General features: G+C 62.5%; 24 protein-coding genes. 6 read left to right on the forward strand and 18 right to left on the reverse strand.

The window, feature by feature from the left end; genetic code table 11:
* Positions 1-20: 20 nt before the first annotated feature.
* Positions 21-239: a hypothetical protein gene (locus AB8A23_RS01090; RefSeq protein ID WP_309947695.1), complete on the forward strand. Its 219-nt coding sequence runs from the start codon at positions 21-23 to the stop codon at positions 237-239.
* 13 nt (positions 240-252) lie between these two features.
* On the opposite strand, the gene wrbA is transcribed toward AB8A23_RS01090, so the two are convergent.
* Both wrbA and AB8A23_RS01100 read right to left on the reverse strand, forming a co-directional pair.
* The gene (wrbA, locus tag AB8A23_RS01095; RefSeq protein WP_068733146.1) at positions 253-852 is read right to left on the reverse strand and encodes an NAD(P)H:quinone oxidoreductase; all 600 of its coding nucleotides are present in this window, start codon (positions 850-852) and stop codon (positions 253-255) included.
* 66 nt (positions 853-918) lie between these two features.
* On the reverse strand, positions 919-1,617 hold the full coding sequence (locus tag AB8A23_RS01100) for a pirin family protein (protein ID WP_120288381.1): 699 nt from the start codon (positions 1,615-1,617) through the stop codon (positions 919-921).
* 107 nt (positions 1,618-1,724) lie between these two features.
* Here AB8A23_RS01100 and AB8A23_RS01105 point away from each other — a divergent pair, with 107 nt between their 5' ends.
* Positions 1,725-2,651 (forward strand): LysR substrate-binding domain-containing protein, encoded by a 927-nt coding sequence (locus AB8A23_RS01105; protein ID WP_439057134.1) that lies wholly within the window; start codon positions 1,725-1,727, stop codon positions 2,649-2,651.
* Here AB8A23_RS01105 and AB8A23_RS01110 read toward each other — a convergent pair.
* Positions 2,648-3,739 (reverse strand): glycosyltransferase family 4 protein, encoded by a 1,092-nt coding sequence (locus AB8A23_RS01110; protein WP_439066012.1) that lies wholly within the window; start codon positions 3,737-3,739, stop codon positions 2,648-2,650. The two genes, AB8A23_RS01105 and AB8A23_RS01110, sit on opposite strands and share 4 nt — an antisense overlap.
* Positions 3,740-4,135: 396 nt before the next feature.
* Here AB8A23_RS01110 and AB8A23_RS01115 point away from each other — a divergent pair, with 396 nt between their 5' ends.
* A complete protein-coding gene (locus tag AB8A23_RS01115; RefSeq protein WP_439057132.1) occupies positions 4,136-5,104 on the forward strand; it encodes an ABC transporter substrate-binding protein in 969 nt (322 codons plus the stop codon).
* Here AB8A23_RS01115 and AB8A23_RS01120 read toward each other — a convergent pair.
* The 3 genes from AB8A23_RS01120 to AB8A23_RS01130 all read right to left on the reverse strand — a co-directional run bounded on the left by AB8A23_RS01120 (position 5,076) and on the right by AB8A23_RS01130 (position 9,000).
* The gene (locus tag AB8A23_RS01120) at positions 5,076-6,332 is read right to left on the reverse strand and encodes an MFS transporter (RefSeq protein WP_439057131.1); all 1,257 of its coding nucleotides are present in this window, start codon (positions 6,330-6,332) and stop codon (positions 5,076-5,078) included. The genes AB8A23_RS01115 and AB8A23_RS01120 overlap by 29 nt on opposite strands.
* The gene (locus tag AB8A23_RS01125; RefSeq protein ID WP_089262497.1) at positions 6,329-6,697 is read right to left on the reverse strand and encodes a hypothetical protein; all 369 of its coding nucleotides are present in this window, start codon (positions 6,695-6,697) and stop codon (positions 6,329-6,331) included. Before AB8A23_RS01125 ends, AB8A23_RS01120 begins: the two co-directional genes overlap by 4 nt.
* A 98-nt stretch (positions 6,698-6,795) precedes the next feature.
* On the reverse strand, positions 6,796-9,000 hold the full coding sequence (locus tag AB8A23_RS01130) for a TonB-dependent receptor (RefSeq protein WP_439057130.1): 2,205 nt from the start codon (positions 8,998-9,000) through the stop codon (positions 6,796-6,798).
* Between the two features lie 236 nt (positions 9,001-9,236).
* On the opposite strand from AB8A23_RS01130, the gene AB8A23_RS01135 reads away from it, so the two are divergent.
* A complete protein-coding gene (locus AB8A23_RS01135; RefSeq protein ID WP_439057129.1) occupies positions 9,237-10,280 on the forward strand; it encodes a helix-turn-helix transcriptional regulator in 1,044 nt (347 codons plus the stop codon).
* A gap of 166 nt (positions 10,281-10,446) precedes the next feature.
* Here AB8A23_RS01135 and AB8A23_RS01140 read toward each other — a convergent pair whose 3' ends face one another.
* From AB8A23_RS01140 to AB8A23_RS01155, 4 genes are read right to left on the reverse strand one after another with little or no spacing between them, the layout of a single operon-like run.
* Positions 10,447-11,343 carry an efflux RND transporter periplasmic adaptor subunit gene (locus tag AB8A23_RS01140; protein WP_439057128.1) on the reverse strand — a complete coding sequence of 299 codons (897 nt, stop codon included), beginning with the start codon at positions 11,341-11,343 and terminating at the stop codon, positions 10,447-10,449.
* On the reverse strand, positions 11,340-11,549 hold the full coding sequence (locus AB8A23_RS01145; protein WP_439057127.1) for a DUF1656 domain-containing protein: 210 nt from the start codon (positions 11,547-11,549) through the stop codon (positions 11,340-11,342). The genes AB8A23_RS01140 and AB8A23_RS01145 overlap by 4 nt, the downstream gene beginning before the upstream one ends.
* Positions 11,546-13,612 carry an FUSC family protein gene (locus AB8A23_RS01150; RefSeq protein ID WP_439057126.1) on the reverse strand — a complete coding sequence of 689 codons (2,067 nt, stop codon included), beginning with the start codon at positions 13,610-13,612 and terminating at the stop codon, positions 11,546-11,548. The genes AB8A23_RS01145 and AB8A23_RS01150 overlap by 4 nt, the downstream gene beginning before the upstream one ends.
* Positions 13,609-14,088, reverse strand: coding sequence for a MarR family winged helix-turn-helix transcriptional regulator (locus AB8A23_RS01155; protein ID WP_439057125.1), 480 nt, complete (start codon positions 14,086-14,088; stop codon positions 13,609-13,611). Before AB8A23_RS01155 ends, AB8A23_RS01150 begins: the two co-directional genes overlap by 4 nt.
* A gap of 307 nt (positions 14,089-14,395) precedes the next feature.
* Between AB8A23_RS01155 and AB8A23_RS01160 the strand changes: the two genes are divergently transcribed.
* Complete coding sequence (locus tag AB8A23_RS01160) at positions 14,396-15,151, forward strand: hypothetical protein (RefSeq protein ID WP_089262507.1); 756 nt, start codon at positions 14,396-14,398, stop codon at positions 15,149-15,151.
* A 48-nt stretch (positions 15,152-15,199) separates the two neighbouring features.
* The gene (locus tag AB8A23_RS01165; RefSeq protein WP_439057124.1) at positions 15,200-15,868 is read left to right on the forward strand and encodes a hypothetical protein; all 669 of its coding nucleotides are present in this window, start codon (positions 15,200-15,202) and stop codon (positions 15,866-15,868) included.
* Positions 15,869-15,875: 7 nt separating this feature from the next.
* Here the strand turns inward: AB8A23_RS01165 and AB8A23_RS01170 are convergent, their stop codons facing one another.
* The 8 genes from AB8A23_RS01170 to AB8A23_RS01205 all read right to left on the reverse strand — a co-directional run bounded on the left by AB8A23_RS01170 (position 15,876) and on the right by AB8A23_RS01205 (position 23,747).
* Positions 15,876-16,421: an adenine phosphoribosyltransferase gene (locus AB8A23_RS01170; protein ID WP_068733118.1), complete on the reverse strand. Its 546-nt coding sequence runs from the start codon at positions 16,419-16,421 to the stop codon at positions 15,876-15,878.
* A 28-nt stretch (positions 16,422-16,449) separates the two neighbouring features.
* A complete protein-coding gene (locus tag AB8A23_RS01175; RefSeq protein ID WP_439057123.1) occupies positions 16,450-18,612 on the reverse strand; it encodes an anthranilate synthase component I in 2,163 nt (720 codons plus the stop codon).
* Between the two features lie 207 nt (positions 18,613-18,819).
* Positions 18,820-19,299, reverse strand: a complete 480-nt coding sequence (locus AB8A23_RS01180) for a GNAT family N-acetyltransferase (protein ID WP_439057122.1) — start codon at positions 19,297-19,299, stop codon at positions 18,820-18,822.
* A gap of 55 nt (positions 19,300-19,354) precedes the next feature.
* Positions 19,355-19,789 (reverse strand): GNAT family N-acetyltransferase, encoded by a 435-nt coding sequence (locus tag AB8A23_RS01185; RefSeq protein WP_439057121.1) that lies wholly within the window; start codon positions 19,787-19,789, stop codon positions 19,355-19,357.
* Between the two features lie 65 nt (positions 19,790-19,854).
* Entirely contained in the window at positions 19,855-20,529 is a 675-nt protein-coding gene (locus tag AB8A23_RS01190) for a dienelactone hydrolase family protein (protein ID WP_068733116.1), read from the reverse strand.
* A gap of 49 nt (positions 20,530-20,578) precedes the next feature.
* The gene (locus AB8A23_RS01195) at positions 20,579-21,856 is read right to left on the reverse strand and encodes a flavin-containing monooxygenase (RefSeq protein ID WP_439057120.1); all 1,278 of its coding nucleotides are present in this window, start codon (positions 21,854-21,856) and stop codon (positions 20,579-20,581) included.
* Positions 21,853-22,821: an SDR family oxidoreductase gene (locus AB8A23_RS01200; RefSeq protein WP_439057119.1), complete on the reverse strand. Its 969-nt coding sequence runs from the start codon at positions 22,819-22,821 to the stop codon at positions 21,853-21,855. The genes AB8A23_RS01195 and AB8A23_RS01200 overlap by 4 nt, the downstream gene beginning before the upstream one ends.
* Positions 22,818-23,747 carry a bile acid:sodium symporter family protein gene (locus tag AB8A23_RS01205; protein WP_315840559.1) on the reverse strand — a complete coding sequence of 310 codons (930 nt, stop codon included), beginning with the start codon at positions 23,745-23,747 and terminating at the stop codon, positions 22,818-22,820. The genes AB8A23_RS01200 and AB8A23_RS01205 overlap by 4 nt, the downstream gene beginning before the upstream one ends.
* Positions 23,748-23,822: the final 75 nt, after the last annotated feature.

Below are 23,822 nucleotides of genomic sequence, written 5' to 3' on the forward strand. Positions count from 1 at the left end.
AACAATCGAGGAACGTTTCAGTGTTGGCGGCATTCGGGGCAAACGACTTCGCCCCTGGTCACATGCGCGATGCCGCGACAAAGCCATTTCCGGGCCATCGCGTGCAGCGGCCGCCGGGCCAGCTGATAGATGAAATACACGTCGAGCATGATGAAATCGAATCCGTTTGTTCCAGCATAGATAAGGCGGCGCTCTGCAATCAGAACGCCGCCTTTCTCTTGTCAGCCATCTCTTTTTAGTTAGCCACGCAGCTTAACCGTGAAGTTTCTTCGCGGTCTCGGCGATCGCCTTGCCCTGATAGCGGGCACCGGCCAGCTCGTTGGCCGAAGGCTGGCGGCTGCCGTCGCCACCGGTCAGGGTGGTCGCGCCGTAAGGCGAACCGCCGGTGACTTCATCGAGCTTCATCTGGCCCTGGAAGCCGTAATTGAGGCCGACGATGGTCATGCCGAAATGCAGCAGGTTGGTGATGATGGAGAACAGCGTGGTCTCCTGGCCGCCATGCTGGGTCGCGGTCGCGGTGAAGGCACCGCCGACCTTGCCATGCAGCGCGCCCTTCATCCACAAGCCACCGGCCTGATCGAGGAAGTTGGCCATCTGCGAGGACATGCGGCCGAAGCGGGTGCCGGTGCCGACGATGATGGCGTCGTAATTGGCGAGATCGTCGATGGTCGCGATCGGGGCAGCCTGGTCCATCTTGTAGTAGGACGCCTTGGCGACCTCGGCAGGCACCAGTTCAGGCACGCGCTTGATATCGACAGTGGCACCGGCTTCGCGGGCACCTTCGGCGACGGCATTGGCCATCGCTTCGATATGGCCGTAAGCGGAATAATACAGAACGAGTACTTTGGTCATGGTCAGTCTCCGTTGGATTGGGATGAATAGGTCGGGTTGATGATTGGTGGGCGCCTTTGACTTGCGTCAGGCGGCGTCCACCAGAACGAGTTCGGAATCTTCCAGCGCCTTGATCGTGACGTTTGCTTCATCACGGATGGCGACGCCGTCGCGGGCGTTGACGCGAATGCCGTTGATCTCAATCGCGCCAGCCGCCGGCACGAGGTAGCCGTTGCGCGAGCTACCCAGCGGATATTGCGCGGTCTCACCGGCCTTCAGCGTCGTTGCCAGCACGCGGGCGTCAGCCCGGATAGGCAGTGCCCCAGCGTCGTCCTTGAAGCCACTGGCAATGGTGACGAACTGGCCGGAGCGATCGGCCTTCGGGAACGGCTTGGCGCCCCAGCAAGGCTGGCCGCCCGTTTGTGTGGGCTCGATCCAGATCTGGAAGATCCGCGTGGTCGATGCCTCCAGATTGTATTCGGAGTGCCGGATGCCTGAGCCCGCACTCATCACCTGGACGTCGCCAGCCTCGGTGCGACCCGTGTTGCCCAGACTGTCCTGATGCGTGATCGCGCCTTCGCGGACATAGGTGATGATTTCCATGTTGGAATGCGGATGAGCCGGGAAACCGGTGTTCGGCGCGATCTCGTCGTCGTTCCAGACGCGCAAGCTGCCGTGGCCCATATTCTCGGGGTCGTAGTGGCTGCCGAACGAGAAATGGTGCTTAGCCTTGAGCCAGCCGTGGTCGGCGCCGCCGAGTTTGTCGAAAGGTCTGAGGTCGATCATGACGAAATCTCCGTCGTTTGATGCATTTGCATCCTGGGCATCTGGATATGGCCTCTCAGATGGCGCATAAATAGAAATGATTGAAACTCATCGTTTCGGATTTTGAGATGTCAAAACTTCCCGACTTCGAGGCGCTGGCGATTTTCGCCAAGGTGGTCGAACTGCGGTCCTTTGCGGCGGCGGCAACCGAGCTGACCCTGTCCAAGGCCACCGTCTCCAAGGCGGTGAGCCGGCTGGAGGACCGCCTCGGTGCCAGGCTGTTCAACCGGACCTCGCGGCGGCTGGCGCTGACCGATGCAGGCCGGACGCTGGCGGTGAAGGCTGCGCAATTGCTGGCGGACGGCGAAGCGCTCGAGAACGAGGCGCTGGCGCAGTCGGCGACGCCGCGCGGGCTGGTACGGCTGGCCGTGCCGATGACCTACGGCACCAATACGGTGGCGCATCTGCTGCCGGAGTTCCTCGCCAAATATCCGGAAGTCTCCATCGACCTCAGCCTCAGCGACGCCACCGTCGATCTGATCGGCGAAGGTTTCGATGCTGCAATCCGCATCGCCACGCTGCCGGACTCATCGCTGATCGCGCGGCGGCTCTGCCCGGTGAAGCGCCACATCGTGGCAGCGCCGTCCTATTTCGCAAAATACGGCCGGCCGACGCACCCCATGCACCTCGCCGACCACAAATGCTTTGGCTACACCTATCTCTCGACCCCCGGCGTCTGGCACTTCACCAATGTAGCCGGCGAACAGGCCAGCGTTCGGCCGGCCGGACCGCTCCGCGTCAACAATGGCGAGGCGCTGCTGCCTGCGCTGATCGCGGGATTGGGGATCAGCGATCTGCCGGATTTCATCGTCGGCGATGCATTGGCGAGCGGCGCGCTGGAGGCCGTGTTGCAGGACTGGTCGCAATCGTCGAGCGGTGTCTACCTCGTCACGCCACCGGGCGGTCCCCGCCCTGCCCGTGTCGAAGTGCTGCTGGAATTTCTTGCTGACAAACTCGCTGCCACCGGCAAGCGCGCGCGCAAGACATCAGGCTAGCTCACCTTCATCATCTGCCCGTAGATGCCGAAATACTGGTCGCGCATATTGGCGATATCGAATTCGGTGACGAAATCCTTCGCCGTCCTTGCGATCTTCGCGGCAAGCTCAGGCTGCGCCGCAAGCGCCGCGATCTTGTCGGCGAGATCCTCGGCGGATCCGACCTTGAATTTGATACCGTTCGAGCCGTCCACCAGCAGTTCGGCCGGGCCATCGACATCCGCGGCGATGACAGGCAGGCCGACCGCCATGGCTTCGAGCAACACCAGTCCGAAACCTTCGAAACGCGATGGCAGGACGAAGATATCGGCCTCGTCCAGCGGACGGCGCACATCGGTACGCCCGCACAGGAAGCGAACACGATCGGCGACATTCTCGGCGATCGCCTGCGCCTTCAAACTCAGGAGGGTCGACTCGTCGCCCTCCGGTGGGCTGCCGACGAAATCGCAGCGAATGTCGAGCCCACGCGCGGCGCAGAGGCTGACCGCCTTGATCAGGATGTCCTGGCCCTTCTGCTTGGGATAGATGCGGGCGACATTGATCAGACGCAGAGCCGGTCCGAGGCGACGTTGCCGCGCCACTCTATCGAATGTCGCGAGCGGTATGCCGTTATGCACCTTGAACAGGCGCTTCAGTTTGACAGATTCACATTCACGCTCGACCGCAGCAGAGATCGCGATGTTCCAATCGACGAACCGCTGATGCAGCCGAAGCTTTACGCGGTCCCACGCGTTGACGAGGCCGGTATTGTGAATCGTGTAGCCGACGCTCATCGGACGATACAGTTTACTCAACATGGCGAAGTGCTTGGCGCCGCTGTCATGCGCATGGATGATACGAATATCGTGACGGCGGATGATGTTGAGTAAACTTAGAATGACACGTGGATTGCGGTTCCCGGGTGGACGCTTGAGGAAGTAGACCGGATGACCTGTCGCGGAGAGCTCGGCAGCAAGATCGGGATGGAAAAAGTCGTTAATCACGACGAAAACCTGCGGAATGTCCTCTCCCGGCGTGCAACTGGCAGCGAAATTGATCAGCAGTCGCTCGGACCCGCCCACGGTCAGCGACGAAATCAATTGAAGCACACAACCCACTTTGAAATGCTCCCGGCCCGAATGCCGGGCGACTTCCAAATCCGTCGCGCTCCAAACGGCCCGATTGCGAAATAGCGCCAGGGTTTTTGTCTGTTCGGAGTAATCCATTCCCTATTTCGGCTGACGCTCGTGGCTATTCTGCGGCGCACCAAATGCGCCGCGGAAGGGAATTCTGGCGGAAAGGCGGCAGAGTTGGGCGGGAATACGCACGCAGGTTGACGGTGGGCCAAAACACATCAGACTTTCTGAAAGTGCAAAACTTCCACGCCATTTCCAGCAGCGCTACATTCGTTGCTTTCGCTCGATGATATTCAGTCAGCCATTTCATTGACTGAATCCGTGTCGGACGTAGCTTTGATGCTCGCCATTGCATCAGAGAAAGTGACCATGACCACCGCCTCCCCTACACGCCGTTTGCTATCAACGCTCATCGCCGCAGCCTTCAGCGCAACGCTCGCCACCTCCGCTTTCGCGGCAGACCAGATCACGCTGCGCGTTGGCGACCAGAAGGGCGGCAACCGCTCGCTGCTGGAGATCTCCGGCTTGGCGAAGGACTTGCCCTACAAGATCCAGTGGTCGGAATTCCCTGCGGCAGCGCCGATTCTCGAAGCCATCAATGCCGGCGCACTCGATGTCGGTTACACCGGCGACCTCTCGTTCCTCACGGTCTATGCCAACGGCGCACCGATCAAGGCGATCGGCGGCACACGCTCCAATGCGGACACACAGGCGATCCTGGTGCGCAACGATTCACCGATCAAGACCGCAGCCGACCTCAAGGGCAAGCGCCTCGCAGGCACCCGCGGCGGCTGGGGCCAGTTCCTGATTGAGGCGACGCTGGAGAAAGCCGGTTACAAGACCAGCGAAGCAACTTTCGCGCCGCTCGGTCCCGTCGATGCCAAGATTGCACTTCTCGCCGGTTCGATCGACGGCTGGGCCGTATGGGAACCCTACATCTCCTACGCCGTGCTGAAAGACAATGCACGGGTGGTTGCCGATGGCACCGGTCTGACCCCGACCCTGACCTTTATCGTCGCTTCCGAACAGGCGATTGCCACCAAGCGCGAGGCCGTCGCCGACCTGTTGCAGCGGCTTAACAAGGCCCGCACCTGGTCGCGCGAGCATGTCAATGAATATGCCAAAAACACCGCCGAGCTGACCAAGCTGCCGGAAGACGTGCTGGCGCGCGCCTACAAGGCGCAGGACACACGGCCGATCGCCATCGACGATGGCGTGGTAAAGGAATTCCAGGAAGCCTCGGATCGCGCCACGCGCTACGGAATCCTGTCGAAGCAGGTCGATGTCAGCAAGGCCGTCGATCGCAGCTTCACGCAGGCTGCGCCGGCATCGAACTAGCGGGCGGTTGCGCGGCGAGAATGCGCATCGTTGCAATCGCCGCGATCAGCGACAACACTGTGGCGATGCTGAACAGCGTCCCATAGCCGAGCAGGTCGGCAATGCGGCCCGACAGCATCGAGCCGATGAAGTAGATGATCAGCTGGGCGCAGGCGAGAATCGTGAAGTCGGTGCCCGGCTGATCCTTCGATGCCGCCGCCATAAACAGGCTGTAGAGCGCAACGATCTCCATGTAGCGGATCAAGGTCTGGAATCCGGCCGCGCCGAAAATCGGCCAGATGCCGGTCACGACACCCAGCGCATGCGCCGTGAACAGCGCAAAGCAGATGGTGCGGAGAATGCCCAGCAGACCCAGCGTCCAGCCGGTGCCGCAGCGTTGCAACAGCCATGCTGCGCCAGCGGCACCCGCGAGGCCCGCCGTCGTCGCGGCGCCGCCGGAAAGATAACCGATCTGTTTGAGCGGCACCCCGGCATCGACGAGGTAGCTGCCCTCCATCGCCTTCACGAGGCCTTCGCTCATCCGGTAGATCAGCGCGATCCAGAGAATGTTGCGCACCTCGCGGCGGCGCAGGAAGGCCATCACCGAAGGCCGCGGCTTCGACGGATCGATCTGGTCGGCTTCGTCCTCGCGCATGGCGAAGGCGGCAAACAGCGGGATCAGCGAGAAGCCGGCGATGGTCAGCAGCATACCGGTCCAGCCGATCTGCGCATACAGCACCAGCCCGAGCGTGCCTCCGATCACGACACCAAACGCGACCGAGCCGCCCTGGATAGCATTGCCGATGGCGCGATCCTCCGGCGCGAGATATTTCGCGGCGTAGCCATCGGTGGCGATGTCCTGTGTCGAGATCAGCAATGAGCCGAACAGGCCCACCGTGATGATGCCCCAGATATTGGTTGCGCCAAGCGGGATCAGGCACAGCAGGCTAATAATCACGCCGGTCTGGGTCACGATCACCCAGCCGGCACGATGCGCGCGCGCGAAGGGACGGATGCGATCGACGATGGGCGCCCAGAAGAACTTCAGCAACAGCGGCAGGAACCAGAGACTGAGATAGCCGATCTCGCTGCGCGACACGCCGGCCTCGCGCATGATCGGTGGCAAAGCCGCTGCGAACAGATAAGACGGGATCGCCTGTGCCAGATACAGCCCGCCCAGCACGACGAACAGCCGCTTGCGTCCCATGACGGTGACCGGCGCAGATGCGTTAAGCTCCGCGGTGCTCATGCGAGGCCGCGATGTTCGGCGAGAAAGGCGCGCGCGGCGATCTCGTCCTCGAGCGCCACCAGCGGCATCGGCCAGAGCTTCCGAAACGTCTCTTCCATCTTCTTGTTGGCGCCGGGGCGTACAATCGCCACAGCACGGCAGCGCGCGGAGATATGGCCGCGCGTTGCCTTGAACCACAGCGCCTGCTCCCGCTCGCCGGCGACGGACAGTTTCCCGCCGCCCCCGAACACGGTCAGAAGTTCGAATGGCGCATCATGCTCGCCGACCCGGGCCAGCGCGGCCAGATAATCGCGCTCGTCCGACTCCGCGTAAGGCGGCAGGAACCGTAGCGTCAGCAGGCTCCCATCAATCTCCAGATCCACCATGATGGCAATTAGAACTCCCTGGGAAGTGGCCTTGGAAGGTTTGTCTCGTTGAGCGTGATCTGATCCGAAAACCGGCGACCACTTTTCGGGATCACGCCCTAGAACGTCTTGCGATAGCCGACCGTCACGGTGCGGCCCCAGGAATAAACGGGCAGGTTGCGCACCGACGTCGCGGTCGGATTCTGCAGCTCCGTATCGAACAGGTTGTTAACCGCTGCATAGGCCTCACCGCCATAGACCGGCCCGCTCAGCGCAGCATTCATCGTGAAACCACCCTCGATGGGATAGACCGTATTGGTCAGGTTGATGCCGCGATTGCGAGCGGCATAGCCCTCGCCCTCGACGCGCAGCTTGATGCCGTTGTCGAAGCGATAGTCGCCGAAGATCAGACCACGCACCGGACTGCCGATCCGGTTGTTGGGCAGCCACGAGTCGAGCACACCGTCCTTGTTGGTGTCGTAGCGGCCTTCCTTGTAGCCGATCGTGGTACCCAGCGTGAAATTCCGGTTGATCGCCATCTCGCCGATATATTCGACGCCGTAGATCATTTCCTTCTGCTGCGAGATCAGGTTGGTGACTGGATCGAAGGTCACGCCCTTCTCGGACGTGCTGACGAAACCGGTGATGCTGCCCTTGTAGGGGCCGTCGCCGCCGCGGATGCCGATTTCGTAGTTATTGACGATCTGGGCTTCCGGCGCGATCGAGCTGAAAGAGATGGTCTGGCGTGCCAGCGGCAGGCAGTTCGGCGTCGCTACCGGACAGGCAAAGGCGGTGGATGACAGGCCGGCGCGGCGCGTATAGGCGCCAACATCGGGCAGCGCATAGCCCTGCGAGAAACCGCCGAACAGATCGATCTTGTTGTTGAGCTTGAAGGTCGCGCCGAGATTGTAGGTCGGCGAGGCATATTCGTACTGGCCGCCGATAACATTGAGCGCCGGCAGAACGAAGCGCGTCACGGGCGAGATCGCGGCATAGGCGGCCGGACGCAGGAAATCGTCGACGCTGAGATCGAAATGCTCGTAGCGAACGCCGCCCCGCGCGGTCAGCCGATCGGTGATCGGGACTTGTACCAATGCAAATCCGGCGGTCGTCACCTGGGTCAACGGCGTGAACACATCGCGGCCATCGGTCAGCGTCTGCCATGTCTTGTCATGAACGACGTCGGTGCCCCAGGTCACCTTGGCCCCGTTCCAGATGCGGTCGAGCGGCGTATCGATCGTCAGATTGACGCCACCGCGCTCGGAATACAGCGTGGTCTGGTTGGCCGGGCTGGTCGGGCTCAGCGGGTTGCCGGAATAATAGACCAGCGAGTTATAGGGATAGGAAAATTCCGAATAGTTGAAGCGCTTCTTGATATCATTGTAGAAGCCGACCACGCTGAGATTGCCAAGCACGAAGTCGGTATCGCTGTAGCGCAATTGGAACGAGCGCGAATCTTCCAGCACGCTCTGCCCGGTATAGGGCTTGGTGAAATCCGGCTTCGCATAGGCGCCGGAATAGTCGGTGAGGTATTTCGGCGTCTGGTCGAGATAGAACTGGCTGATCGAGGCTTCGATGCGCTTGCCGCCATCGAAATCGTAACCGATCTTGCCCAGGAAATTGCCGCTGGCGAGACGATCACCACCTCCCTGCCCGAGCATGGCGTCCGATGGCAGCTCGCGGCCCGCGCCGTCATAGGTCTTCTGCGCGCCGCGGCCGCTGCCGACGAATACATAGTCGATGCCATTCGTGCCCTTGCCACTGACCGTCGCCGACAGCTCCGGTGCCAGCGAACCGCCGGGATCGGCAGTGAAGGTGCGCAGCGCCGTATTGACGCTGACGCGCGGACCGCCCGGCTGCGCTTTCTTGGTAACGAAATTCACCGTACCGCCCGTCGCGCCGGCGCCATACAGGCTCGATGCACCGGCGACCAGTTCGATGCGCTCGACGGAATTCAGATCGATCAGCGACAGGACGCGCGAGACGTCGCGGAGCGGCGTCGTCAGCGGCACGCCGTCCATCAGCACCAGAAGGTCGCGGCCGCGATAGCTTTCGGAAGCGCCGGAGATGGTCTGGTTCGACACCGAGAAGCCCGGCAGCAATTTTGCCAGCAGCGCCGATGCGCTGCCGCTCTGCTTGAGCTGCTCGTCAATCTCCTTCTGATCGACCACCTGCACGGTCTGCGGAATATCCGAAATCGAGCGCTGGGCACGCGCGGCGGTCACCGTGATCTCGTCAAGCGTGACGCCCGCGCTCTGCTGCGCAACGGCCTGCGACGACATGAGCCCGACGGCGGGGATGAGGAGGAACTGGCTGTAACGCATGAGCTCGGAGTCTTCCGTATGTTCGTGGCGACGAAGCACTGGAGAGGTCGAGCCGGTCAATTCGACCGAGGCCGCAGCAGTTTGGAATCAATGTAAATTCCGGCCGCGGCTTTACTCTTCTTACGCCTGTGCATTCCGTCTATCGTCACAGCGATACGGCACAGCCCATGGCATGACTTGGACTCGGTGAATTGATAGTCGGACTGGAGCGAACGAAGCGGTTTGGATTCGATGCTGTGGCAAACGCGCATCAGTCGCGGTCTCCATCCTGCGTCGATGCCGCTCCCGATTGCCCTCTCGTCCCGCTCTGGCTGGTTGCCGACGATATCGATGACACCCTGCGCAAGCCGCTTGAGAGCCGCCTGCCGTGGAAGACCGTGCAGCGCAATTCGCTGGGATCGTTTCGCGCAGCGCCGTTCCAGTCAAAGGCGATCCTGCGGATGCAGCCGCATCTCGGACTGATGTCGTGTTTCGATCCCGCGCCGCTCTGGACCATGCCCGACGACGATAGCGCCACGACCGGCAACGACTCGCCGCAGGACATCCTGGTGCTGCGGCCGTCCGACGGCGTGGTGATCGTCCAGCAGGATGGCCAGCGCCAGACATGCATGCCGCGCGAGGCGATCATTCTCGATCCCGGCCGCGCCACCACCTTCATCATGAATGATGTGAGCCGCGTCGACTGCCTGCTACTCCCCAGCAATGGCCATACCGGATTGCGCCACATCGCCCATGACAATGGCGGGCTGATCGCGCTTGGCCATTACGCCGCCGCGGTGATGCGCGGCTTGCTGCCGATGAATTCGGCGGCGCTGACCGGTCTTGCCATCGATTATATGAACGGCCTCGTCGCCACCATGATCGATGAAGCCGATGCGCCGGAGCGACGCGCAGCATTGCGGCCGGACCGGCCAACCATCAGTCTCTTGTCCCTCAAGGCCGATATCGAGGCCAGCCTCAGCCAGCCGACGCTGTCGCTGGAACGGCTTGCGACGACGCATGGCGTCACCGCGCGCTACTTCCAGAAACTGTTCGAGGCCGAAGGCCGCACATTCTCGGATTATCTGCTGGAGCGTCGGCTCGAGCGCGCCTTCCATATGCTGCGCGACGGCAACCGCGGGGATCGCGCCGTCAGCACCATCGCTTTCGAGGTCGGCTTCGGCGACCTGTCTTATTTCAACCGCACCTTCAAAAAGCGCTTCGGCGCCACGCCTCGGGAAATACGGGCACGGTTTGAAGTGATGCTGGTGGGTGCACAGTCACCGATAGTCGACAATTAGCGAGTTGAAGCACGAACAACTCTACTGTCGTCCCCGCGAAGGCGGGGACCCATAACCTCCATCCTCTCCGCTGAAGTGAAGGTCTCTCCCAACTGCGATCGACGAGACTACAGTGTGTATGGATCCCCGCCTTCGCGGGGATGACAGACTGTGAGTATGAGCTTCGTCAGTTCACCTTCGCAATCGCCGTCCCGTTGCCCGGCAAAATCTCCACCGTCGCCGTGCGGCCCGCGACCAGCGTCGTACCTGCCGGAACAGCGTCGAGCGCGATGCGCACCGGCACGCGCTGGGCGAGACGGACCCAACTGAAAGTCGGCGTCACATTGGCCAGCAAATTGCTGCCCTCCGCACGGTCACGATCCTCGATGCCGGCGGCGACGCTCTCGACATGGCCGGTAAGCTTGGCGGCATCGCCCATCAAGTGAATATGGACGGGATCGCCGACGTGAATGCGCGAGAGCTTGGTTTCCTCGAAATAGCCGTCCACATGCAGGCTCGACGTATCGACCAATGCCATCACGCCCTTGCCGGCAGTGACATAGGTACCGGGGCGCAGGTCCATGTTGGAGATCACGCCCGAGACGGGCGCGTGAACCTCGCTGCGATCGAGATTGAGCTGCGCCACGGCCCGATCGGCAATGGCCTGATCCAGCGACGCCTTGGCCAGCAGCTGCGTTGCAAGCACCTGCTCCTGCTTCTGCTGCGAGACGGCGGCCGTCGTCAGATCCTTATAGCGCTTCAGATCGAGATCGGCCTGCTCAAGGCTGGCCGTACGGCCGGCGACGACGGCTTCGGCCTGCTGCAGCGCCAGCGCGAAACGCGCGCGGTCAATCCGCATGATGACATCGCCGCGGGCCACTTTCTGATTGTCCTTCACCAGAATCTCGGTAACGAATCCCGAGACATCCGGCGCCACGGTCACCACATCGGCGCGCACGCGGCCGTCGCGGGTCCATGGCGCATCCATGTAATAGACCCAGAGATAGCGCCCCACGGCGAGCGCGGCGACGACGGCCAGTGCGGTGACAGCGAAACGACGAACGAAACTCACAGCGTTTTTCATGACAGCAATCCGGAGGATAAATAGACGACGCCGCCCAGCAGGCAGACATACAGAGCAAGATCGAACAGCGCGCGGTGCCAGACATAGCGATAGAGGCCGGAGTGCTCGATCAACGGGCGCAGCAGCGCGCCGATGGCGTAAGTGATGACTAGCCACAGCATCAGCGATGGCAACAGCACACCGAACAGATCGATTTCATATCTCATGCGGCCACACTCCCGGCACAAAGCCCCGATTCGGGCAGATAGGCGGGTGCGGTCGGGAACAGACCACGGCGAATGCCAACGAGCCCGATCAGCGCATCCTCGCGCCCTGCCCCGCGTTCGCCCATGGCTTCCGACAGCGCGTGATCGACTTTCGCTAGCAGTGGTTCGGGCATTGCACCGCCTTTGTAGTTGCGGAAGCTCGCGGCCAGTTCGTCTAGCATCGTGTCCATCGCATTGAGCGTCGGTGACGACAGATGATGACGCGCCCGGCGCAGATCGACGATATTCAGCCCGACGCGCAATTCGCGCAGGTTGTCGACAGCACGCAGCGGTGAATCCTTCAGCGCCGTCAGCCGTGGCGCCAGAAGGCCGATGCGGTTCAGCATCAGCCCGGCAAAGGCCGCGCGGTCACGATTGCCGCGCTGTTCGGCAGCCTGCGCGATGGCGATCCAGCCGCGCCGCATCAGCCGCTTCACACTCCATTCGGAGCCGACTGAGCGGATCAACTGGATCGAGATGACCGACAGTTCAGTACCGACGAAGAAAGCCACGCTGGAATTGGCGAAACTTGCGAAGTCGGCATTGTAAGTCGTCTGCAACGCCATCAGCGTCGCGGTATTCGCCGCCAGCAGCATGCCGATGAAGAAGGTGGCGGGGCGTGCGATGAGATAGCCAAACAGCAGGAACGGCGGCGCCAGCACGGCGACCAGCACTTCGACATCGGTGATGGCCGGCAGGATCGCGAACAGATAGAGCGCGATGATCACCATCGCGGCCAGCGTCCATTTGGCAAAGCCGCGCAACCCCACCGCGGGATCATCCATGCTGGCGAAGAACGAGCAGCCGACAGCCGCCATGGTCGGTGCTGTCGCGCCATCGGTCCAGCCGGTGGCGATCCAGAACGCGCAGCAGACGAGGATGGTCACGAATACGCCTGCTGCGGACCATAGCGCCATGCCGTGATCGACATGCCGCACCGGGGCCACACCGGCTTCAGCCTGAAAGGCGAGTTTCGCGCCCGGCGGACGGCCGCCTTCGGCAATCGCCTGATTGAGGACCCGGCAATCCGCTGAGATATCGACGAGCTCGCGCATCCGCATCAGTAGGCTCGCGATCATGATTTCGGTCCATGACGACGACGCGCTCAGCTTCGGCTGCTGCGCGGCGATCATGCTGCGCAGCCGCTCGGCGAGTTCACGGTCGGTGCTGTTGTCAGCAATCCAGGCGGAGACGTCGACGATCAGCGCCATCAATTGCGGTGAGGTCGTCCGCGCGTCTTCGCCCAGCGCGTCGATGCGATCGCCCATGGATGACAGCAGCGGCAGGAATGTCAGCATGCGCGTGCGCAGGGCACGCATCCAGCGTGAGGTCTCGCGTCCGCCGAGCCGATCATAGGCCAGATGATCGGCGAGCGTATCGATATCGACGGCATCGGCGGCGAGCTTGAGGCGCAGATCGCGCGTGGCCGGATCGGCACTGCGGCCGGCCAGCACGTCTTGGGTCAGCTTGCGCGCACCGGCGAGCCAGCTATCGACCCGCGTTGCAACCGCGGGGCCGACGCTGCGCGGCAACAGGATCGTGGAGACCAGTGTGGCACACAGGATGCCGACAATGATCTCCTCGCTGCGCGCCACGGCGGTATCGAAGATGGCTGCGGGTTCGTTGACCGAGGGAAAGCTGATCAGCGCGCAGGTATAGCCTGCCAGCATGAACATGTAGCCGCGCGGCGTCCTGTCCAGCAGCGACACATAAAGACAGAGACCGACCCACAGCGCGATGGCGAGACTCAGCAGTTCCGGCGAATTGACCAAGTTCGGCACCAGCACCACGCTGGCCGAAGCCCCAACCAGCGTGCCGATGACGCGAAACAGCGCCTTCGAACGCGTGGCGCCGGCCAGCGGCTGCGAGGCGATATAGACCGTGGCCAGCGCCCAGTAGGGCCGCGGCAGATCCATCGCGAAACCGATCAGCAGCGCCATCATGCCGGCGATGAAGGTTTTCACGGAGAAGATGATATCGGCGTGGCGGACGAGAAACGGCGGTTGGGCAGCAGCGGAAGTCATGGCAGTACGTCCGCCTCCTCGGCGGCCTCATACAGGCGATTGGCCGATTGCTCGATCCGTCCGAGCACATCGAAGGCAATAGCGAGTTCATCGGGCGCGATCCCTTTCATCAGGTCACCGCGCAGCCGCCGCATCACCCGCCTGATCTCTTCGGCCTTGGCTTCGCCAAGCGGGGTCAGGTGCAAGACCTTGGCGCGGCGGTCGGTCGGGTCCTCGCGGCGCTCGACGAGCCCTTCGGCGGCCAGCAGGTCGATCAGCCGGACCACCGATGGACCTTCGAGCCCCATTTCGTCGGCGAGCACGCCCTGACGCACGTTCTCGCGACCGGCGCGGGACAGGATCAGCAGCGGATGGGCCGTGGCTTCGGACAGGCCATGCGCCGACAGGGTCTGGTCAGCCTTACGGCGCCAGACCCGTGCCAGTCGCGCAACCAGCAGGCCCAGTTCGGCCTGGATATGCGCTTGGGAGTGGGGCATGGAAATTAGATAGGACCCTATCGATTAGGCTGCAATCTATTTTGTGCATCGCATCAATCACGGTGTGGTGAGCGCCGCCGGGGAGCCCGGCACCTGCAAGCCCGGTCGGGTAGCCGTAATGCGGAAAACAATGCCCGCGACCAAATATGGAGAATTTCCCGATGATTTCCGTGGGCCATATCTTTCAGCGATTGAAATCCCCCTTGTTTCTGCCATGTTCGCGCCCAAAGCAGGCATCGGGTAGTGTTCTCCGGCGCGCGAATCTCCATCGCGCGGATGCTCCAGTTGAAAGCGGCAAAGGAATTCCATGGCGAAGCCAGCAGTGATTGTCGTCGGCGCGGACAAGGGTGGGGTCGGCAAGACCACGGTTTCGCGGACGGTTCTGGACTATTTCAGCGCCAACAACGTCCCGACGCGCGCTTTCGACACCGAAGCGCCGCGCGGCACGCTGAAGCGGTTCCATTCGGACATCACCGAAATCGTCGACATGACGACCACGTCCGACCAGATGAAGATCTTCGATACGCTCAACAGCGCGTCGCCCTCGGTGACCGTGATCGACGTCCGCGCAGGCCTGCTGTCGCGGGCGCTGGCCGATCTGCGTGACATCGGCTTCCTCGATGCCGCCAAGTCCGGCCAGATTACCTTTGCCGTTTTCCATATACTCGGCCCGTCGATCGCCTCGCTGGACGAGATCGCCGAGACCGCCGGCTTCATGGACGGTGCCAAGTATTTCCTGGTGAAGAACTTCATCAACAACACCAGCTTCTTCGAATGGGACCAGGCGACCTACAACTCCTATTTCCACCGCATCAAGGGCGCCACCGAGATCACCATCCCGAAGCTGAACGAAATGGCCTATGAGCAGGTCGAAGTCTCCAGCGTGCCGTTCCTGAAATTCGTCGCCAACAAGGGACCGCATGACGAGACCGCGAACTATTCGTTCGTGCTGCGCGGCTATGTCCGGCACTGGCTGGCCAATGTCTGGAGCGAATTCGACCGCATCAAGCTGACCGACATCGTCCACGACAAGCCCGGCGCCCGCAGCCCCGGCGAGAAGTAAGTCCATTTAACGATTGGAGCGGCGTCGGATTCGCCTGATATTGCGCCGATGCGACGCACGCCCGTTTATATCATCTGCTCGACGCGACCGATGGTCGGCAAGACCCTCGTCGCGCGCCTGTTATGCGAATTCCTGAAGCTGCAGCGCGGCGATGTCACCGCTTTCGATGTCAGCCTGAAAGAACCGTCGCTGCTGGATTTCCTGCCGAAGCTGACCGAGACCGCCAATATCGGCGACACATTTGGCAAGATGTCGCTGATGGACCGGCTCATCATCAATGACGACGTCGCCAAGGTGATCGACCTCGGCTATTTCGCCTTCGACGAATTCTTCAAAATGACCGGCGAGATCGGTTTCGCCAAGGAAGCCGCACGCCGCGGTGTGGCGCCCATCGTGTTCTTCATGGGCGACAGCGACCGCGCCTCATTGCGCGGCTACGAGATGCTGCAGCAGCAGTTCACCCGCAATTCGCTCTATGTGATCGACAACGAACACGTGCTGCGCGGCGAAATCCCGGTGGCGCTGGCGCAGGGCCGCATGCTGCGCATCGCGGCGCTGCCGGTGTTCCTCAAGACCTATATCGACCGGCTGAATTTCTCCTTCACCGGCTATTTGCGCTCGGAGCAGGATTCATCGACCGAGCTGCATCAGTGGATCAGGAAGAATTATTTCAGCTTTCGGGAAATCGAGCTGGGACTTTTGCTGCAGGGGTCGTGACGGGCAATCAATGCCCGTCGAAGGTCATCAGCGTGCGCACCGGCACATTCATCGCCCGCAGTTTCGCGGCGCCGCCGAGATCCGGCAGGTCGATGATGAAACAGGCGGCCATCACCTCAGCACCGATCTGGCGCATCAGTTTGACCGCACCTTCAGCGGTGCCGCCGGTGGCGATTAGATCGTCCACCAGGATCACGCGCTCACCGGGCTTGATGGCGTCGGCATGCACTTCCATCTCGTCGATGCCGTATTCGAGAGAGTAAGCGATGCGCACGGTGGTGTGCGGCAGCTTGCCCTTCTTGCGGATCGGCACGAAACCTGCCGACAACTGATGCGCCACCGCGCCGCCGATGATGAAGCCGCGCGCTTCCATGCCGGCGACCTTGTCGATCTTCAGCCCCGCCCAGGGCTGCACCAGCTCATCCACCGCGCGGCGGAACGAGCGCGCATCACCCAGCAATGTGGTGATGTCGCGAAACAGGATACCCGGCTTCGGATAATCCACAATGGTGCGGACGGAGGCTTTGAGATCGTGCGCGAGTTCGGGTGTCATCAGGGTCTTTCGGTTCTTCAGATGGACATCAGTTGGGGCGTTGCCCCAACCGAAATGCGTTTTCGACGATACGTAAGCCGACCTCGCCGCCAAGCGACATCAGCGATTCCGGATGAAACTGCACGCCGCCGACCGGCAGCGTCTTGTGTTCGATGGCCATGGCGACACCGTCCTCGGTCGAGGCCGTCACGGTGAGCACATCGGGCATGCTGTCCTGCTCGACGAACAGCGAGTGATAGCGGCCTATGACGATTTCATTGGGTAGACCGTTCATCAACTTTCCGCCCCGCACTTGCACGCGCGACGGCCGTCCATGGGCCGGCTGCGCCAATTGGCCGAGCACGCCGCCGAAATATTCACCGATCGCCTGCACGCCAAGACAGACACCGAACACCGGCAGCTTCTTAGCCAGCGCGGTATCGAGTGTCTTACCTATGCCGAAATCGGCCGGACGTCCCGGCCCCGGCGACAGCACCAGCAGATCGAAACTCTCGCGGTTCAGGACGGTCTGTGCATGGACATGACGAACCACGCTGACGGTCGCGCCGACCTGACGGAAATAATCCGCCAGCATATGCACGAAACTGTCGTCATGATCGATCAGCAGCACCTTCTTGCCCGAACCGGTTGCATCCGGCGCGAAGGCCGACAGCCGCTTCGGCGGATCGCCGCGCAGCGCCTGGAACAGGGCTGCAGCCTTGGTCTGGCATTCCTTCTCTTCGGCGACGGGATCCGAATCGAACAGCAGCGTCGCGCCGACGCGAACTTCGGCGAGGCCGTCCTTCATGCGGATCGTACGGATGGTGATCCCGGTATTGATGCCGCCATCGAATGACACGGCACCAATGGCGCCGGCATACCAACGCCGCGACGAGCGCTCATTGTCCTCGACGAACTGCATCGCCCAGAGCTTCGGCGCGCCGGTCACGGTCACCGCCCAGGCATGGGTCAGGAACGCATCGAGCGCGTCAAATCCCGGACGCAGCATGCCTTCCACATGATCGACGGTGTGGAACAGTTTTGAGTAGGTCTCGATCTGCCGACGCGCCAACACCTTGATCGTGCCGGGCACGCAGACGCGCGCCTTGTCGTTACGATCGACGTCGGTGCACATGTTGAGTTCGAATTCGTCTTTCTCCGAATTCAGCAACTGCCGGATCTGCTCGGCATCGCCAATGGCATCGACGCCGCGCGCGATGGTGCCAGAGATCGGACAGGTCTCGACGCGGCGACCGTCGGAGCGCACGAACATTTCCGGCGAGGCAGCGACGAGAAATTCGCCATCGCCGAGATTCATCAGCGCGCCATAGGGCGACGGATTGATAACACATAGCCGCTGGAACACTTCCGCCGGCGAACGTTCGCAGGGCTCGGCGAACAACTGACCGGGCACCGCCTCGAACAAATCGCCGCGCGCAAAGGCGGCACGCGCATTCTCCACTGTGCGCTGATATTCGCCGGGTGCGTGATCCGCAAAGCCCTGGCGCGGCGCCTTGTTGTAGCCGCTGTCGGGCGTATCGCGTGGCAGGCCCTCGGTGGAGCGATCCTTCCAGGTGAAGTCATAGGACATCACCACGCCGCGGCCGGTAGCGCGGTCATAGGCCAGCAGCGTGTCGGGCAGATACAGCACGATGTCGCGCTGGTCGGCCTCGCGCGCGCGCTTCTGCTTCAGGTCTTCCATCTGGAACACGAGGTCATAGGCGAAGGCGCCATAGAGCCCGAGCAGGGAATCGTCCGAGGAGAACAATTGCGCGACCATGTCGCGCACCAGCGACATCACGCTGGCGCGGCGGGTGCGCTGGTCTTCCTCGACCGGCGCCTCGCCGCGGATGATGTGGCCCTTGAGCTTCGACATCGTCCGCCCGTCGAGCGCGATACAGGGATCCTGCAGCGTGTCGGCAAGGAAGGCGATCAACACCTGCCCACGCTTGTTCAGCGCCGTCAGCGTGAAATCCGTCCCGGTGGTTTCCAGCAGCAGCGGCGGATCGGCGAAACCGAGATCGAAGCTCTCATAGCGGCCGGGCACCGTGGTGCCCGACGACAGCACCACGCCGCGGCGCTGGTCGAGCCGGACGATCAGATCGTCCAGCGCGGTGCCGCCGGTGAAATAATCGACATGGCGCGCCACGGAGAGACCCGCGTGGGTCTTGTAGGCGCTGTCAGCGGGGAGCGAAAACACAGTCCTGTTCATGGTGTCCTCTTAGGAAACATGCCGGAGGGGGCGCCACACAGAACAAACAAGCAAAGGCCGTCGCACTGCGATGGCGGCCTTCGACGATTGAAAATAAGCAAATCGCACCGACCACCTCTTCAGGAGGTGCGCCACCAACGACGGCTGTTGCGGACAGGGGTGCTCATGGCCGGCAAATCACCATGGCCGGCCCGGAAGGTCAAGGGACTAAACGGCCCCCGGACGCTCCCGGACGAATACCGTCAGTTTGAACGCCCCGACACCGTCCTCGATCGGGGTCCAGCCGATGCTCTCGTACCAGGCCCGACGTGGCGGGGCAGCGCAAAGATAGACCCGGGCATGCCCCCGGGAGAAGGCCTCCAGGCAGGCCCGCTCGATCAGCGCCGGGGCGATGCCCTGTTTGCGGGCATCGGGCTCGGTCGAGACTGCCGCCACCCAGGGCGTATATTGCGGGCGCTCGTCGAGATCGGACACCAGCAGCGACGCCGTTCCGAGAAAGTCTGGCCCACGATGCGCCACCAGCGCGATCGGCAGGTCGGTCCCCTGCATGTTCTCGCGCAGTCGCTCGACGATATAGGCCTCGGGCACGCCATGACGCCTCCACCACGCCTGCCAGATCCGATCGGCGACGATGTCGAAGAAGTCGGCCTGCTGGCGCAAATCGGAAATGGTGTAGTCGGATGTCATTGGCCTCGACCTACAGGGTCGGGCCTGTCGCATCAAGCTGCCACGCGGCTATGCATCACGATGTGTGAGATTCACCGGTGAGCCGCTTCAGCATGGGAAAGGATGACGTCGTGCCGAATTTTCCCTGCGGCACTCCGCAGTCTTCATAGCCGGCAGACAGATACAGGCGATGTGCTGTCTCGGTGCTGATCAGATTGCAGACATCGTTGCCATGGTCCCGTGCGGTCGCCTCAAGCTGTGCCAGCATCGCCTTGCTAACGCCCCGGAACCGGGCATCCGGCGAGACGTAGTTGCACGTAATCTCGCCATCGTGTCTGCCGATGCCGACGGCGAGCACTGTTTCTTCCTCGACCGCGACGAGAACGAAATTGTCCGGATGGGCAATCCAGCCCCCGACCACCGCCGGCGTCTTGTTGTCGAGCCACCTCTGCAGGATCGCCGGATCGTCATGATGATCGGCGCCGCAGAGCTCGGCGATGGAGCGGCGCAAGACATCGCATATCTCGGCCGCTTCATCGGGTCGTGCTCTGCGGATCAGCATCCGATCATAGGACCTCAGCCCAGGTGCTTCTTGAAGAACGCCGTCGCGCGGCCCCAGGCGAGTTCGGCGGCTTCGCGGTCATGTACGCTGACGCGCTGTTCGTTGACGAAGGCGTGGTCGGCATCATAGCGGAAGAATTCGGCGGACTTGCCGGCGGCCTTGAGGCCCTTCTCGAAATTGTCGACGACTTCCGGCGTGCACCAGTCATCGCGATTGGCGAAGTGGCCCTGCAGCGGCACCTGCACGTCGGCGGGCTTCGCGGCCTGCTCCGGCGGGATGCCATAGAACGCCACGGCGGCCTTCAATTCGGGGATCTTGCACGAACCGATGATGGTCACCGCTCCGCCGAGGCAGAAGCCGGTAAGGCCGACCTTGGCGCCGTTGCGCGACAGATATTGCGCCGCGCCGCGCACGGTCTGCGTGGTGGCGTCCATGAAATCGAGCGAGTTCATTTCTTTGCCGGCAGCGTCCGTGTCGTGATAGGGCACGACCACGCCATTATAGAGATCAGGCGCCAGCGCATCGAAGCCGGCCAGCGCGAGACGATCGGCCAGGCCCTTGATCTGCTCCTGCAGACCCCACCATTCCTGGATCACGACGACGCCCGGCGCGTTGCCGGCCTGGGCATTGGCGAGATAGCCTTTGGCTTCCTTGCCGTCGGGGCGCTTGAAGCTGATCGATGTTCCCATGATGTCCTCCGCTGGAATGGTTCGGGGCAACTTATAGACCCCTCACGTGTCAACTCAACCGGGCCAGCGCGCGCTGCAGATCTCGCTTGTAAGTCAGAAAATCGACAAACAGTCCGTGTTCGCCGCCGTCCCGCCGTGGCGGTTGCGCGAACCATTGCGTGATCTCCTGCCGCAGCGCTGCTGCCGCATCCGGCCGCGCGGCCTTGGCCGCGAGATAGGCTGCGATCACGCGGGCCTGCAATGCACGCCCTTCCCAGCCCACGCCGGCGCCCTCCAGCAGCCCGGCGACATACAGACCGTTATCCTCCGACGGAAACATGTTCATGAACAGCCGCGGCGCGCCGATTGCCTCCTGCCAATCGAGTGCACGGAGATCGCCGAGGAACGGAAACGTGATCCGGTAGCCGGTCGCGAGCAGCACCAGATCGACCTCGTCGCAGCGGCCATCGGCAAACACGACCAACTTGCCGTTGAATTCGCGGACCGGCTTGCGCAAACCGACATCGCCCTGGCCGAGATGCTGAAGCACCAGCGAATTGACGATCGGCGTGCGGTCATAGAGCCGGTGCTGCGGCTTGGGCAGACCGAAACGCTCCGGCGCGCCGACGATGAAGCGCAGGATCGGCTCGTGCAGCCTTGAGCGCAGGTTCTTCGGGATGATGAAGCGCTTCGGCTTGTGATTGCCTTCGTCCGCCGGCTTGCCAGCGAGGAATTTCGGCACGAAATGATTGCCGCCGCGCACGCTCCACAACACCTTATCCGCGCGATGGATCGCATCCACGACAATGTCGCAGCCGGTATTGCCCATGCCCACCACCAGCACGCGCTGGCCGGTGAAGATATCGGCGGTCTTGTAGTCCTTGGCATGCATCAGTGGGCCATCAAAGGTGCCTGACGTTTTGGGGATCAGGGGATCGCTGAGATGGCCATTGGCGATGATGACGCCGGCATAGTCTGCCGACGTGCCGTCGCTGAAAGCAGCGTGCCATCCACTTTCCTGCCGCGTCAGGCTGCGCACGCCGGTGTTGAAGCGGATCAGCGGATAGAGATCGAAATGCCGGGCATAGCTCTGCAGATAATCCAGCACTTGGCGATGGCCCGGATAGGCCGGCCAGTCCTCCGGCATCGGGAAATCCGCAAAGGCCGTGGTGCGCTTCGACGAGATCAGATGCGTCGAGGCGTAGACTGCGCTCGGCGCCGCGCCATACAGCCACTGCCCGCCGACATCGGCATTCTGCTCGACGGCTTCCACAGCATGGCCAGCGGCCTTCAGACTCTGGATTGCGGCAAGACCTGCGGGACCGACGCCGATGACAAGGAAAGTCATGACATCGGCTCCGGGCGCTCGTCGCGATAGCGTTCGAACACGGCGCGCGCATCAAGCTTGGGCGAATATCCGAATTCGGATTTGAGCCGGGTGTTGTCGAGTACCGGACGATACTGGATGAATTTGACATTCTGCGGTGTCAACTTGGTCAGCCCGAACGCATGGAGCAACCACAGCGCGCCCTTCATCACCGCGGGCGGAATTGGAATGAACGGCTTGCCATTTAGCTGCGCAATCTCGCGCAGGCTGAGCGTACCATCGCCGGCGAGATTATAGATGCCGCCCTTGCCAGTGTGCACGGCCTGCGCCAGTGCCGCCACCACATCGGAATCGGCGATCAGCGAGAACGGCGTTGCGGTGCCACTGAGGCCGGTGACAACAGGGCGCTCGAACAATGCAGTGATCTGGTTGTTCGTGGTTGGCCCCAGCACCGTGCAGGGGCGAAACACGGTCTGCCGCAATTGCGGATGATCGCTACGCCAGCGCGCCAGCATCTCCTCGACCTCGCGCTTGTTGCGCGCATAAGGGAAATCCTCGTTACCGCGCAGCGGATCGGCCTCGCGCAATGGGACGGGATTGTCGGCGTGATAGCCATAGGCCGCGCCGCTCGAGGTGACGATGAGGTGGCCAACACCAGCCGCGAGACAGGCTTCCAGCACATTGCGCGTGCCCAGCACGTCGATCTCATAGTCGCGCCGGTCGTCGCCGCCGACGGCAACGACCGAAGCCAGATGCACCACCGTACGGGGTTTCACGCGGGCGATGACATCCTTCAAGCCGGGATCGCGAATGTCGCCGTGCTCATAGGCTACGCCGTCGAGGCGCTGTTGTGGCGGCACCTCGCGCAGATCGAGCGCTGTCACCGGCCCGTCGCCACCGGCCGCGAGTGCGCGCAGCAAAGCACTACCAATGAAGCCTGCCGCGCCGGTGATCAGCACGCCGCTATTCGCCATCGCGTCGCTCATGCAGCACCTTCAATGCGTGCCGGATGCGGATCGCGCCGTTTCCACCAGGCCGCCAGCGCCCAGCCGGAGACGAGGTGCCAGACTCCCCAGCCAGCGGCGACCAGCGCAGCCCCGCCAAGGCCGTCGAATTGCGTGAGGATCAGCGCCAGCCCCAGGCCGGAATTATGCATGCTGACTTCGATGGTGAGCGCGCGGGTGTCGTAGTCGCTGAGCCCAAGGATCTTCGCGACGCCCCAGCCGAGTGCGACGGCGATCGCGTTATGCAGCACGACGAATGGCAGCACCGAGGTCGAGAACACCGAGATGTAGCGCCAGTTGGTGACGGTTGCGGCCAAAATAAATCCGATCAGGAACACGAAAGACAGGATCTGCAGCGGCCGGCGCAGACGGTCGGCCAGCCCCGGCAGATGACGCACCGTGAGCAGACCGGCAACCATCGGCACGCCGAGCAGCAGCACGGTCGATCCGATAAACGAGACGGGATCGACGCTCACCTGGCGCAGCAGTGCGGCGGTTTGCGGATTGAGCCCAGCCCAGAACAGGATGTTCAACGGCGTCGTGACGGACGCAAGCAGGCTGGAGATGCCGGTCATCGACACCGACAGCGCGGTGTTGCCCCGCGCCATATGGGTGATGAGATTGGAGATGTTGCCGCCGGGACAGGCCGCCACCACCATCATGCCAAGCGCGATGGAGGGCTGCGGCTTCAACACCATGGTGATCGCCCATGTGACCGCCGGCAGCAGGATCAGTTGCGCGGCGAGCCCCGCGAGCGGCGCCGCCGGACGTCGGAACACATCGACGAAATCGGCGACGCGAAGATCGAGCGCGACGCCATACATGATCAGCGCCAGCACGATGCCGAGCGCCATCTGGCCACCCGGACTGATGTTCAGCAGAATATCGTCGATCGCCGCGCCCGCCATCCATCCCCCCGATGAGCGTGGATATCCGTGACGCTCACCGAGCCCGCGTCTCCCGCCTTTGCGCGAAGCTTAGTC

The sequence above is a fragment of the Tardiphaga sp. 619_E2_N8_4 genome (genome assembly GCF_051810905.1).
Taxonomy (GTDB): domain Bacteria; phylum Pseudomonadota; class Alphaproteobacteria; order Rhizobiales; family Xanthobacteraceae; genus Tardiphaga; species Tardiphaga robiniae.

Excerpts from the sequence above, each read along its gene's own strand:
- AB8A23_RS01140 (WP_439057128.1), bottom strand. The coding sequence starts at position 11,343 with ATGAAAAACGCTGTGAGTTTCGTTCGTCGTTTCGCTGTCACCGCACTG.
- AB8A23_RS01155 (WP_439057125.1), bottom strand. The coding sequence starts at position 14,088 with ATGCCCCACTCCCAAGCGCATATCCAGGCCGAACTGGGCCTGCTGGTT.
- AB8A23_RS01125 (WP_089262497.1), bottom strand. The coding sequence starts at position 6,697 with ATGGTGGATCTGGAGATTGATGGGAGCCTGCTGACGCTACGGTTCCTG.
- AB8A23_RS01160 (WP_089262507.1), top strand. The coding sequence starts at position 14,396 with ATGGCGAAGCCAGCAGTGATTGTCGTCGGCGCGGACAAGGGTGGGGTC.
- AB8A23_RS01100 (WP_120288381.1), bottom strand. The coding sequence starts at position 1,617 with ATGATCGACCTCAGACCTTTCGACAAACTCGGCGGCGCCGACCACGGC.
- AB8A23_RS01180 (WP_439057122.1), bottom strand. The coding sequence starts at position 19,299 with ATGACATCCGACTACACCATTTCCGATTTGCGCCAGCAGGCCGACTTC.
- AB8A23_RS01145 (WP_439057127.1), bottom strand. The coding sequence starts at position 11,549 with ATGAGATATGAAATCGATCTGTTCGGTGTGCTGTTGCCATCGCTGATG.
- AB8A23_RS01190 (WP_068733116.1), bottom strand. The coding sequence starts at position 20,529 with ATGGGAACATCGATCAGCTTCAAGCGCCCCGACGGCAAGGAAGCCAAA.
- AB8A23_RS01195 (WP_439057120.1), bottom strand. The coding sequence starts at position 21,856 with ATGACTTTCCTTGTCATCGGCGTCGGTCCCGCAGGTCTTGCCGCAATC.
- AB8A23_RS01165 (WP_439057124.1), top strand. The coding sequence starts at position 15,200 with ATGCGACGCACGCCCGTTTATATCATCTGCTCGACGCGACCGATGGTC.
- wrbA (WP_068733146.1), bottom strand. The coding sequence starts at position 852 with ATGACCAAAGTACTCGTTCTGTATTATTCCGCTTACGGCCATATCGAA.
- AB8A23_RS01150 (WP_439057126.1), bottom strand. The coding sequence starts at position 13,612 with ATGACTTCCGCTGCTGCCCAACCGCCGTTTCTCGTCCGCCACGCCGAT.
- AB8A23_RS01105 (WP_439057134.1), top strand. The coding sequence starts at position 1,725 with ATGTCAAAACTTCCCGACTTCGAGGCGCTGGCGATTTTCGCCAAGGTG.
- AB8A23_RS01200 (WP_439057119.1), bottom strand. The coding sequence starts at position 22,821 with ATGAGCGACGCGATGGCGAATAGCGGCGTGCTGATCACCGGCGCGGCA.
- AB8A23_RS01205 (WP_315840559.1), bottom strand. The coding sequence starts at position 23,747 with ATGGCGGGCGCGGCGATCGACGATATTCTGCTGAACATCAGTCCGGGT.
- AB8A23_RS01120 (WP_439057131.1), bottom strand. The coding sequence starts at position 6,332 with ATGAGCACCGCGGAGCTTAACGCATCTGCGCCGGTCACCGTCATGGGA.
- AB8A23_RS01175 (WP_439057123.1), bottom strand. The coding sequence starts at position 18,612 with ATGAACAGGACTGTGTTTTCGCTCCCCGCTGACAGCGCCTACAAGACC.
- AB8A23_RS01130 (WP_439057130.1), bottom strand. The coding sequence starts at position 9,000 with ATGCGTTACAGCCAGTTCCTCCTCATCCCCGCCGTCGGGCTCATGTCG.
- AB8A23_RS01170 (WP_068733118.1), bottom strand. The coding sequence starts at position 16,421 with ATGACACCCGAACTCGCGCACGATCTCAAAGCCTCCGTCCGCACCATT.
- AB8A23_RS01115 (WP_439057132.1), top strand. The coding sequence starts at position 4,136 with ATGACCACCGCCTCCCCTACACGCCGTTTGCTATCAACGCTCATCGCC.